A 12,278-nucleotide genomic window follows, 5' to 3' on the forward strand; every position below is an offset into this window, starting at 1 on the left:
CTTTATCGGAGATAGATGTGGAATTTCTTCTGCAAAAAATCATTTGTTACTCTTAATGTTGTACTATGTAGCTTATTATTTGCTTCTTCTATAAATATATCTGCAGCTTCATTTAATTCTGTCATTGAATTAAATCTACTTCCTTTTACAAACTGTTCTTCAATATATTGAAATGGCCGTTCTACTTTACCTTTAGTCCTAGCCCGGTAGGGCTTACAGGCATTCAGGCTAACGCCTAAATAATGTGCTAATCTAAGGGCATTAGTATTAAAAATAACTTCTTCACCTGACTTATTTGATTCAACCAAAGCTTTCGGATTATCAATTAGTATCCCTTTTGTTACACCACCAACCTTTTTAAACAATAAATGTATTGCCTCATAAATGGCTTCGCCATCGCAAGACCTGGAAAACAAGATTACTTTTTTTCTTGACGCTGATAATATTAAAGCAAAACAGTAGACTGTTATCTTTTCTCCATTTATGTACATATTGTAATGAGCCCAATCAAATTGAGCCTGATCTCCTAACGGAGTTTCTATTCTCTTAGTAGCCTTTAATGAGATATTATTTTTTTCATCTTTCAATGTATTGATATACCTATAAATCGGAGAGATACTTCCTTCATAACCGAGCTTTTTTAATTCTCTATATATCCTTGTCCCAATAAAGTTGTACTCAAGGTTAAGATACCATGTTTGAATTTGATCAAGATATTCATCAATTTTAGTTGTATAGTCTCTTTTCTTATATTTTGGTTCCACCTCATATTTTATTAGTCTTTTAACTGTATTCCTTGATATTTTTAGATTTCTTGCTATTTGTCTAATTGGAATTCCCCTATTATGCATGGTCTTAATAGTAATCCAATCCTTCACATCTTTCACCCTTATTTTCCTCCTAGTCTTTAGTACAAGACTAGGATAATTTATCAATCTAGGTGGGTCAACTTTATTCGTTAAAGGTGGGTCAGTTCTAAGTATAAATCAACACTCCATCCCATATATCCTTCAGAAACATTGATATAATTTTTTATCTGACAATTAAATTTCACTGTTTACCTTAGGCCTTTTTCTTACCAGAGAAACATATATCTCACGTACAACACCTCTTAAATTTACACTTCTTATATTTTCATTATTTTTTATTAGCTTAAGAGTTGTTTCTACTACTTAATTCTTTGTTATTCCTTTCTTCATATAATTAGTCTCATTACATTACCATCAGTAATATATATTTTTCTACTTTTATTAATGAATTTAAAACATCTCAAGGTAATACATTAATTTTTATATTTGTATTCATTAATTATCTGCTTATTTTTATATTCACAGGATTTATAATCAACATTCTTTTCGAAATAAAAGACGAAGGAAAACATCCTCCATCTGGACTTTGTTCTCCTCCGTTACCTAAATACATTATCAAGTTATCATTTATTTTAAGTTCTATTGATTCAATCTCCCTAGCTTTATTTATAGTGAATTTTGAGATTAACAGATGCAGCAGTTTCTTTTGCTGTTCCCTTGTAAGTAAGTCTTACAAAATCTTATCAAAATTTGAAACACATTCTCTTGCAATCTCATATTGCACCTCTTGTACATTGTCATCTATAATGTTGTTTTTTATGTCGTTTGCTTCTTGTTAAAGTATTTTTTCCGTAACTTCTTGTCTGCTACCATTCTACCTGAAAGTCTTTTCAAAATCGTTTTTTGATTGGCTGGCATAGCTTTTCTACTTGAATCTGTGTTTGCTACTATATCCTTAATTGATTTAGTAATTCTTAAAATTTTTTTATTATAGATGACTTAAAAACTACTCCTCTCTATTTTTAATAATCTTTATCCATGAAATGATAGTATCAAGAACTAATTTAGGATTTCCAGTATTACAATGACTTGCTGCATTCTCTTTCTCCGTAAACATTCTGTATGTTAATGATTTTACATTTTTAAGACTATCAATAGCGTCTTTATATTTTTCTATACGTATTAAATGATCTTTTTCAGCACCTAGTAACATAAAATCCTGTGTGATCCTATCCGCAACATCCCTATATTCATATTTATTTGCTGCAAGCATATAATCGTAAGGGTTATTTACTCCCATATTATAAAAGCCATGATGCATTGACCAATCTATTAAAGGTTCCTTCTCCATCTGGTTATACATTATATTATTTATAGTATCTTTATCATTTTGTCTTAGCAATTTTGCTAAAGTCTCTTTTTCTTTTCTAGGAACAGCGTCAAGAAGTAATTCAAGCATATTAACACATACACTCCAGGCTACAACTCTTTTTATTCGGTTTTCAAACGCCGCCGCCCTTGGTGCCAGAATAGCCCCCATGGATATGCCTATTATTGTCACATCACTTAAATTGTAATAATCTAGTAAAGCTTTTACAGGCCTTTCCCATTTAATTGAAAATGTAATTCCTTGTTTCCTTAAGAGATTTCCCTGACCTGGACCTTCAAATAGATATACCTCAAATCCATTTTCCCTAAGATACAATAATGAAGGAAGGAATTCTTCCATATAGGAATCAAATCCGCCATGTATTAGAATTGTGTCTATACACTCCCCTTCAGGTACGGCATGTATTACTGGAAGATACCCTTGATCATATGGAACATGGTCAAACTTTAATATTCCAGATTGAAACAATTCATCATGATATCTATAAAACAATTCTATTGCCTTATCATATGTTTTTATTTTGTCTGGATTACCGTCATACATAAAAAATTCTGTCATTCTGAAATATGCAATAGCATCTTTTATTCTGTCTTCCTTTAAAGCTTTTTTAGCAAGAACCATCATTTCTTTTTCCCATGCTTTAATATCAGTTATTTTTTTAGCGAGTTCTAAAATTTCATCAAGATTCCCATTACTTACGTTGTAGGTCCGGTTTAATTGATAATTGAAATTAGGATTAGCATGTAATTGATATTCACCTAAATTGAAATCAACATCATTTTTCATATTAACCATCATTCCTTTCGCTGTACTCAAAATACAAAAAATATACTCTATATTAAAAATAGATATTATTTTTCACAGTATCCCTTAATATTTAATTTTATTCTATTTTGTCTCCATGCCATATATTCTTCAGAAACATTGATATAGTTTTTCTTCGTGGCAACGCAAGCTTCTACACGTCCTGTAATACTCATATTCGTACCCTAAATTATACATCATTTCAAGATACTCTTTTGCCACAACGTGAGAAGCGGAAAGCTAAATTCAAGTAGCACGAAAAACATGTACATATATGAAGGCAGGCCACACATTAATATGGATATCAAGCGACCAATTCCACCAAGAAAAAAGAAGATCGCAATAACACGAAGCGTGCTCTTATCCTTATCAACCCGCGGGATCATCCACAACATTATAATTCCGACACCTAACCATAATCCACTGTAAAAACGCATGTTGCTGTCTAGCATAAGAAGCCCTTTTGAATACCCCTGCTCAGCTGAAAATCCATAATACCAATTAACCGCACCATAAGCAAATCCTAGATAAGCTGTGTATATGGCTAAAATCGCTATTAGAGCAAATATCAACTGCATGATACGTTTCGACACAACCTTACTCTTGATGTTCTTATTTATCATATTTACTTTACTCAAGTTAATTCACACTTCCTCTCTTATAAATTACAAAATAAAATCTATTATAATCCAACTATTTATCTCTTTTCTCAATTTAAGATAAATAAATTTCCTCGTATCAGAATCAATACTTTTTACAAACGTTATTTTTGTATTATATCTTTTGTCAACTTATTAGCTACTTCCTTAGCTCTATCATTAAAATCAGGTGCTTCGCTTAATGGAATAGTATATTTTCCAATTAAATTGCATTTTAGCACATTTCTCATTGACCTATCGAAAATCTCCTCTGCAAGATCTGCATTTCCTTCTTCACTACCCATGCATGTAATTAAAAGAGCAACCTTCTTTCCCTCAATTGATGATGTGTGGTTGGGAGAACCAAAATTTATTGTAAGACAATAATGCCTGTCAATAAAAGTCTTTAACTGAGAGGTGAAATCATAACAGTAAATAGGAGAGGCATATACAACAGCATCTGCCGATATCATTCGTTTAAATATCAATACCGCATCATCTTTCAAAATACATCCAGGCCCATCGTTATTTGCCATGCAAGCATAACACCCGATACATCCTTTAATAATATGGTCACTAAGTTGCACCCTTTCTACCTCGTGTCCCTGTGAAATAAGATTTCCTTCGAGCATGTCAAGAGCTTTCGCAGTTTTGCCGTTTCTTTTCGGACTTCCTAAAATAGTTATTATCTTCATAAAATTTCTCCTTTCAATTCCTTTAACAAATTATTGCTCCATTCTATTACGTAATTGTAATAGCCGACTCCAAAAATCAATGTAGAAAATTCAAAAGTATCATATTTTCCCTTTACCTTGCTCTCAGCTTCATTAAATTTTTTATATACAGGCTCTACTTCATTAATAAAAGCTTTCAGCTTTTCTATTGCCCTTTCTTTCGGCAAAAACTTGAAGAAAAATATCTTTATAAGGTGATCTGGCTTTGTCCTTGAAAATTCCACTGGCAGTTCAAGCCAATTCAAAAACTCTGATTTTCCTAACTCAGTTATAGCATATAATTTTTTATACTTTCCTCCCTCAACAATTTCCCGTAAACTTATAGCACACTTAGCTTCCATTCTTTTCAAAGCAGGATATATGCTTCCATAACCTGCATCAAAAAAGTTTGATGTACTTTCAGTCATTTTTTGCTTTAAATCATATCCACTCATTTCACCGCTCATTAAAAAACCAAGAATAATATACTCTAACATTTTTCACCTCCATATATATTTATAATATATATCATTTCGATATATATATTATAGATACATATTAACTCGTTATAATAATATTGTCAACATTATTGATTTATTTAATTAAAAATTAATTAATAAAAACTAAATTTGCCTTGATAAATATTTGATTCATATAACTAAAAGAATGAAAAATGTGAATGTTAACATATTTAAAAATATAACGAAAAAACTTGCCACCATCTTAAAATAAATTGTAGCGAAATAGTGATAAATGCCTATTCGTAGAAAACTTTTCAATATTCCTTTCACCAGCATATTCTAGATTTCCGAATGTTTTTCCATGTTTGAAATTACATATTTTGTTCCACATGTTTTACCTCTTTTCTTTTTTTATATTTAAGATAGATAGCTTATTTCTGATATTTTTTTATTCTACTCTAGAAAGATACATAACTGACTGTGTTTTATCAATGGCAAGCCTTGTGCTTCGCACATTCATTTAGATAAATGGTAATTAAACAGACTAAGAAAATTTCTACTAGTTTTCAATGGTTGTGCACAATTCTCATTTTTCTGTTCTTTGCGTTATACGTGAATCACTCCCTTTCTAATTTTTTGACAAAAAATTAGACGCTCATCTATGAACGCCTAATTCTGAAAAATGAATACCATTTTTCACAGTATCACTTAATCTCTAATTTTATTCTGTTGTGTTCCCACACTCCATATCAATAACTACAGAAACATTAATATATTTTTTTAACTGTTTATTACGGATTTTATCACCCTCATTTGTAAAAACAAAATGGTTGAAGAAGTGCCTAAAATTAAGGATTTCTATATAGTTTTTCGTTGTAGCAACACACAAGTCTCCACATGTGTTGTCTTTGGAAACATGGCCTCCAAAGCCTCAGTTACTTATGATACGATTCTCCGTATCAGTTGTAAGTGAGGTTTTTCTATATTTTACCTAAACCTATTTTTCTATAAGAAAAAAATTCATTTCATGCTAAAAGTGATGTAGCCTTAACGTCTCAAAATATAATGCTTGCAGCCCATGCGGTTGGTCTTGATTATTGCTGGATAGGCTCTACAGGTTCATTGTTTAATAGCGCTAAAAGAGGCGAATATTTGGAGAAGTTACAAATACCACATGAATACTCTCCTTCCCATATAATTTTAATTGGAGAAAAAGACAGCAATCCGACAACAGCGCCAACAAGAAAAGAAAATGCCGTTAACTATATAGAATAGAAAATAAACGATTATTCGGATTCTATCGGGTGCATATAAAGCAATAAAAGGAGGGTTTGCTGTGGCTAAGAACATCATTTTTTAGATTTTTACCACTTTAGTGGAATAAGTATTCACAGTTGACTATTTTTACATATTACAATATAATTTGAATAATATGGAGACTATCAAAGTATAGTATTTTTTTGTGGAAACACCGTTGAAAAATAAATATGTCATACTACTGGTTTACCTTAATATATAAGTTGCAAAAATCTAAATACATTTCTTTAGCTTTAAAATCCTTAGGTTCGAACCTATTAAGCTGAAGGATTTTGCATCTAAAAAATGCAAAATTTTTATTACACCATATATATATGGTTCCATACCCAAAACTTATTTTATACATTAATCAAAATCTAGTAATTTCAACTGTTAACTATATGTATAAGTTAATTTTAGACTTAGGAACCCTATATATAAATACTAAGTGAAAGGATGATTGTTTTATGGATACAAGAATAGAAATTAGATTTCTTACAAATACATCTTGGGAAGAAATAGCTGAAACATTTAATAAAGCTTTTTCAGACTATTCTATGAATATGTCTTATATGTCAAGAGAAGTCCTTTTTGCAAGAAGTGTAAAAAATGGAGTAGATTTAAGCACAAGTCCCGGGTTATTCTATGACAATAGCTTAGTGGGATTCACTTTAATTGGTATTGGTGAATGGAAAAACCAAACAGGTGCTTTTGATGCTGCTACTGGCATAATTAAAGAGTTTAGAGGAAAAGGATATGCTAATGAATTATTTAGCTTTGCCTTGCCAGAGTTGCTTAAAAGACATGTTAGTGTTTTTGTATTAGAAGCACTTCAAAATAATTCTAGAGCTATTAAAGCTTACCAAAAGGCTGGTTTCAAAATACTTAGGGAATTTGATTGCTATAGTATGGATCTTGATAGACCTTTAGCTTTGAAAACGGAACCTTTAGATTATGACATAAAAAGTGCTGATAAAAGCATACTTAACAAATACGCCGAATTTGCAGAATGGGAGCCATCCTGGGAGTGTAACAGAAGCGCAATGATAAATTCAGATGAAAACATGGTATATTATGAAGCTTTTTTTCAAGATAAACCTATGGGATTCATAAGCTTTAACAGAAAGCTACATTGGATAATGAATTTGTTTGTTATGAAGGAATGTCGACAAAAAGGAGTCGCTACTTATTTGCTTCATAAGCTTATAGCCGAACATGAGAATTTTTCAGGTGGTAAAGTTAGATATTATAACATACCACCTCAAGACTACAACACTAAAAAAACCTTAGACAAGGTAGGATTTTCAAAAGTAGTTTCCCAGTTTGAAATGGAGCTTGATTTAATGCCATAATTGATTCTAAATATATAACCCTACTAAAATTTTAGTAGGGTTATATTACTTCTTAGATAAAAGAAATCTCTATAAATTATTATCCAGCTTACTATAATTGCTGCAGAATAGCCTGAATATCATTATTTATTTTATTAACATCGATTGAGTTTATTGTAGCATCATTTAAGTTATATTTTTGTTTTAACTTAAGTATCCTGTATACACTTTCGTTTATTCTTTCCATAGAAATTGTGCCATTTCTTGCTGCATTTATTAAAGCATTAATTACTTTTTCTTCATAATCATAACCATGGGCCACTAAAACTATATCGCTTCCTGCATTAACTGATCTAACGGCAGCATTGCTTATATCGTAGTATTTGACAATTGCACCCATAGTCATATCATCAGTAATTACTACACCCATGAAGCCTAATTGCCCTCTTAAAATATCTGTAATTATTGTCTTCGATAACGAAGCAGGATATGCCGGATCAATTTTATATAATAATATGTGGGCAACCATTACTGAATCTGCTCCATTATTGATTGCAGCTTCAAAAGGTATCAGTTCAAAGCTTTTAAGCCTGTTCAGATCATTGCTGACAGCGGGCAGTCCTACATGAGAGTCAACAGATGTATCACCATGTCCTGGAAAATGCTTGACAACTGGGATTACACCACCAGCCTGGATACCTTTCATGGTCTGTACACCCAATTTGCTTACAATTTGGGCATTGGAGCCAAATGATCTGTCTCCTATTACAGGATTGTTGGGATTTGGATCTATGTCAATATCTTGGACACTAAAAGTTGAACAAATTATGCAGATTTTCTAGCTAAGTCTTCACATTTTTGTGGAGTCATATATCCAATGCTGCTATGCAGCCTTCTTATGTTGTACCAGGATTCTATGTATTCAAAAATAGCAAGCCTAGCAGAATTAAAATCTAAGTATGTAACAAGATTTACCTCCTCCTTCTTAAGGGATACATGAAAAGATTCGATACAAGCATTGTCATAAGGACATCCCTTAGAGCTAAAAGAGTGAGTGATTAAATTAGTGTTTACTATATATTCTTTAAAAGCGGAGCTTGTATACTGACAGGCTAAATAACACCATCCATCCTTGATAGTATGAATATAGGTTATATAAGTTACCCATTTCTTGTTGATACTCTCAGCTTGAAAGTCTCTTTTGAGTATATTTTCTTTTTCTTCTATTTTATGCTTAGAAGTAGATGGTCTATATTTCTTTGTTATTACAGATTTTACTCCGATTTTCTTCATCAACCTTTGAGTTCTTTTTATGCTAATTGTTATGCCAATTGTATTTAGAGATGCGTGTATCTTATGGGCTCCATAACGGCCTTTACTAGCTTTGTGTATATCTATAATTGCTTTCGCAATGTTATTATTCTCTAAATCTCTTTTGCTAGGCTTCTTTCTTAGGTATTGGTAATAAGAGCTCCTAGATACCTTAAGAACTTTGCACATTAGTTTAATATCATGGTATTTCTTGTTGGTTATGATAAATTCAAATACCGATGTTACCTCCTTGCGAATATGTCCATAGCTTTTTTTAGTATTTCATTTTCTTCTTCAAGCTTTGCCATTTTCTTAAGAATTGCTTGATAATCTGCTGTTGTTATTGCTGTATCTTTACCTATAGTTACAGATTTGGTTTTTTTAATCCATCCAGTTATGGTTGATTTAGAAAGGGCATATTCACTACTTAACTCTGCTAAAGTCTTTCCAGAGTTGTAAAGTTCTATTATTGTATTTTTAAATTCTTCTGTATATTGTTTTTGACCTGTTGCCATTGTAACACTTCCTTCTCTTTTCTTTATTGTAAAGTGTTCGGCTTTTCGTGTATACAATATTATACTAACATCAAAATACAATTGAATCATATAAACAATTGGCTCAGGCAGATTTAGATTTTCACCAGCAAATATGTAAAATGTCTCATAATACGTTGTATGGAAATAGCTATACCCTTGCCAGAGAAGCGATATATCAATATTTACTGAATATTATAAAATTCCGTCATGATGACTGGAAAAGTAAATCCGTTCCTGCCAAACAGGTAATCGGGTATAATATACATAGAGATTTATGTGATGCGATCCGAAATAAACAGCGTGAAAAATGTAAACAAATTTATCTGACTATGATTGATCATGATATGGAACTTTGATCAAACAAACAAAACGATGCTTTGTGATTGATATCTTTCATATACGAAAAGTCGCCATTTTCCCGATTCGGAAACGGCGACTTTACTATTTTTAATGAATGCCTCCAAATTCTTGATATGTCTTTACTGCTTATATGAGGTATGCAACATCCATAGCACTTCTGGTTGCTGAACGCATGTTTCCAACTTTAACACTATCGCCAATTTGGTAAACTGGAATTCCTGCAGCATCTAAGCTGTCAATGATTTCTCTGCCATATGGCCGACTGCCGACTGCCGAGATGATTAAGTCTGCCCGAACCACCGCTTCCTTTCCATCAGCAGTTTCAAACATAACCTCACTGTCAGCAATTTCCGTTACCAAAACCCCTGTTTCAATCCGTATATTTTCTCGCAGGTATGCTTCTAAAAATTCCCGGTGCATTGGTTCTTCATCTGTACATATCACATTTGATTTTTCAAGAATTGTAATCTTATAACCTTTCTTGTGCAGAAAATGTGCCGTTTCACAGCCAACCATACCACCACCGATGATCACAGCTGTCTTTCCCTGTGAAAGCATTTCTTCATTACCACCTAAAATATCCCATGCTGTGGTAACCTTTTCTTTGCCCATAATCGGAGGTTTTACGGGTCTTGCTCCTGTTGCAATAACAATCGCATCAACAGCATTTGAATTTAGCATTTTGGCATCTGTCTCTGTATTTAACTTTACATTTATACAAAGCCGTTCAATCTCCTGCTGATACCAATGCAATGCCTTCTGAATTACTTCTTTATGGGGTGCCATACCCGCCAATATCATTTGCCCTCCCAGTTTGTCAGTTCTTTCTGTGATTGTCACATCATGACCTCTTTTAGCAGCAATAATTGCCGTCTGCATACCCGCAATACCACCACCGACAATCATTACCTTTTTACGAATACCGGCGGCTGGCACATTGTGTTCGCTGTATTGATGCTCATAACCAGTATATGGATTGATTGCACAACGCAGATTTCCATGACGAAATAATTGATTTAAGCATCCATCATTGCAATTCAGACAAGGCCGAATTTGCTCTTCTTGGCCACACTCAAGTTTTCTAACCCAGAATGGATCACATAGTAACTGGCGGCCAATGCAAATAAGATCGGTTTTCTCTTGTTCTATCACTTCATTACAGAAAGATGGGGTGCGAAATTTTCCGACTGCCGCCACTTTTGCTGTTGTCATGGCTTCTTTGACCGGAGTAGCCATATATAACCGACCACCTTCGTCTTGCCATTGGCTCTCTGTATCCATGCATTGACTTTTGAAAAAGCCCATGGTGGCGTTTATCATATCAGCACCTGCCGTTTCACATAGACGGGCCACCTCAACCCCTTCTTCGATACTTAGCCCATTAGAAATCTCTAAATCTTTGATAGCAAGACGAACACTGATCATAAAATTGCCAGGACACCTCTTTTTTATTCCAGAAATAATTTCTGTCAATATGCGTGCCCTATTTTCCAGTGCTCCACCATACTCGTCTGTTCGATGATTATATTCAGGCGTTAAGAATTCATTGATCAGGTATGTTGAGGAAGCATGTACTTCGACGCCATCTAAGCCAGCCTTATAGAGCATTTCTGCAGCGAAGATATGTTTTTCGATGATTTCGTTTACTTCATCATGTGACATTTCTCTGGCCTTAAACCAAAGGTCGCCATCATACCCCGAAGGCGACATACAAAGTTCTCCATTGTTATATTCCGGGTCTGAAAGAAAACCACCATGATGAATCTGTGCAATAATCTTTGTGTCATAGCTATGTACAGACTCCGCCAACCGACGCCAATCCGGCATAACGGAATTGCTGTTCACCTTTGGCTGACGCTCAACGATCAGACCATGGGGAAAATCTACTGCTGAACATTCTGTTATGATTAATCCAACACCCCCTCGTGCTCGTTCTGTGTAATAGGCAATGGAATTGGGGCTAAGTGTTCCGTCAGCATTCGCCAGGTTATTCGCCATAGGCGGCATGATAAAACGATTTTTTAATGTAATCGGGCCAACCTGAATTGGCTCAAATAATTTCTTATATTCAGTCATTTTTTTCTCCCTTCAAATCGATTAAGTTAAATATAGTACAATTCCGTTAACGTTTTGTGATTTCATTATAACTATCCACCAAACTACTTGCAAGAACGCACTTTTTTGATATATACTGACATAAATGATAGATAGGGGGAATAATTTTGAAACGTAAACCAGAACATTATCGTTGCGCTGTTGAAGCTACCATGGACTTAATCGGCGGAAAATATAAATCGCTTATATTATGGTATTTGAATGATAACAAAATTTTGAGATTTAATGAATTATCACGTTATATTCCTGATGCAACGTCAAAAATGCTGACCCGACAGTTGCGTAATCTTGAACAAGATGGCTTGATTGAGCGAAAAGTTTATCCCGAAGTGCCACCTAAAGTAGAATACAAACTTACGAGCTTTGGCAAAAGCCTTTATCCAATTTTGAATGCCATGGATAACTGGGGGCTTGAGTACCTGGATGATAACGGTATTATTATTGGCGAAAATTAATAATGGGTTTAATGCCTTGACGAAAAAAGCCGCCAGTCGTGATCTGAACCCATTTCATT

The 12,278-nt window shown here is 33.4% G+C and carries 11 protein-coding genes and 2 pseudogenes; 4 read left to right on the plus strand and 9 right to left on the minus strand.

Annotated features, from left to right (window positions below; all coding sequences use genetic code 11):
* Window positions 1-2: 2 nt before the first annotated feature.
* The 6 genes from istA to RCG18_RS24225 all read right to left on the minus strand — a co-directional run bounded on the left by istA (window position 3) and on the right by RCG18_RS24225 (window position 4,851).
* Window positions 3-887: an IS21 family transposase gene (gene istA, locus RCG18_RS24200; protein ID WP_308038543.1), complete on the minus strand. Its 885-nt coding sequence runs from the start codon at window positions 885-887 to the stop codon at window positions 3-5.
* A 928-nt stretch (window positions 888-1,815) separates the two neighbouring features.
* The gene (locus RCG18_RS24205) at window positions 1,816-2,985 is read right to left on the minus strand and encodes an alpha/beta fold hydrolase (protein WP_308038544.1); all 1,170 of its coding nucleotides are present in this window, start codon (window positions 2,983-2,985) and stop codon (window positions 1,816-1,818) included.
* Between the two features lie 65 nt (window positions 2,986-3,050).
* Complete coding sequence (locus RCG18_RS24210; protein WP_308038545.1) at window positions 3,051-3,179, minus strand: hypothetical protein; 129 nt, start codon at window positions 3,177-3,179, stop codon at window positions 3,051-3,053.
* 21 nt (window positions 3,180-3,200) lie between these two features.
* Entirely contained in the window at window positions 3,201-3,626 is a 426-nt protein-coding gene (locus RCG18_RS24215) for a DUF4345 domain-containing protein (RefSeq protein WP_308038546.1), read from the minus strand.
* Between the two features lie 140 nt (window positions 3,627-3,766).
* On the minus strand, window positions 3,767-4,336 hold the full coding sequence (locus RCG18_RS24220) for a flavodoxin family protein (RefSeq protein ID WP_308038547.1): 570 nt from the start codon (window positions 4,334-4,336) through the stop codon (window positions 3,767-3,769).
* Window positions 4,333-4,851, minus strand: a complete 519-nt coding sequence (locus RCG18_RS24225; RefSeq protein WP_308038549.1) for a PadR family transcriptional regulator — start codon at window positions 4,849-4,851, stop codon at window positions 4,333-4,335. Before RCG18_RS24225 ends, RCG18_RS24220 begins: the two co-directional genes overlap by 4 nt.
* Window positions 4,852-5,853: 1,002 nt before the next feature.
* Here RCG18_RS24225 and RCG18_RS24230 point away from each other — a divergent pair.
* Both RCG18_RS24230 and RCG18_RS24235 read left to right on the plus strand, forming a co-directional pair.
* Window positions 5,854-6,090: pseudogene (locus tag RCG18_RS24230) on the plus strand (hypothetical protein); the annotation flags it as partial.
* Window positions 6,091-6,578: 488 nt separating this feature from the next.
* Window positions 6,579-7,463, plus strand: a complete 885-nt coding sequence (locus RCG18_RS24235; protein ID WP_308038550.1) for a GNAT family N-acetyltransferase — start codon at window positions 6,579-6,581, stop codon at window positions 7,461-7,463.
* Between the two features lie 91 nt (window positions 7,464-7,554).
* On the opposite strand, the gene RCG18_RS24240 is transcribed toward RCG18_RS24235, so the two are convergent.
* A complete protein-coding gene (locus RCG18_RS24240) occupies window positions 7,555-8,277 on the minus strand; it encodes a glycoside hydrolase family 3 N-terminal domain-containing protein (protein ID WP_308042103.1) in 723 nt (240 codons plus the stop codon).
* Window positions 8,268-9,268: pseudogene (locus RCG18_RS24245) on the minus strand (IS3 family transposase). The gene RCG18_RS24240 and the pseudogene RCG18_RS24245 overlap by 10 nt, the downstream one beginning before the upstream one ends.
* A gap of 98 nt (window positions 9,269-9,366) precedes the next feature.
* Here RCG18_RS24245 and RCG18_RS24250 point away from each other — a divergent pair.
* On the plus strand, window positions 9,367-9,645 hold the full coding sequence (locus tag RCG18_RS24250) for an FCD domain-containing protein (RefSeq protein ID WP_308038551.1): 279 nt from the start codon (window positions 9,367-9,369) through the stop codon (window positions 9,643-9,645).
* Window positions 9,646-9,775: 130 nt separating this feature from the next.
* Here RCG18_RS24250 and RCG18_RS24255 read toward each other — a convergent pair whose 3' ends face one another.
* Window positions 9,776-11,725, minus strand: a complete 1,950-nt coding sequence (locus tag RCG18_RS24255; RefSeq protein WP_308038552.1) for an NAD(P)/FAD-dependent oxidoreductase — start codon at window positions 11,723-11,725, stop codon at window positions 9,776-9,778.
* A gap of 191 nt (window positions 11,726-11,916) precedes the next feature.
* Between RCG18_RS24255 and RCG18_RS24260 the strand changes: the two genes are divergently transcribed.
* Window positions 11,917-12,219 carry a winged helix-turn-helix transcriptional regulator gene (locus RCG18_RS24260; RefSeq protein ID WP_374119167.1) on the plus strand — a complete coding sequence of 101 codons (303 nt, stop codon included), beginning with the start codon at window positions 11,917-11,919 and terminating at the stop codon, window positions 12,217-12,219.
* Window positions 12,220-12,278 lie beyond the last annotated feature (59 nt).

Origin of the sequence: Clostridium sp. OS1-26, from assembly GCF_030915445.1 — a bacterium.
GTDB lineage: Bacteria > Bacillota > Clostridia > Clostridiales > Clostridiaceae > Clostridium_AM.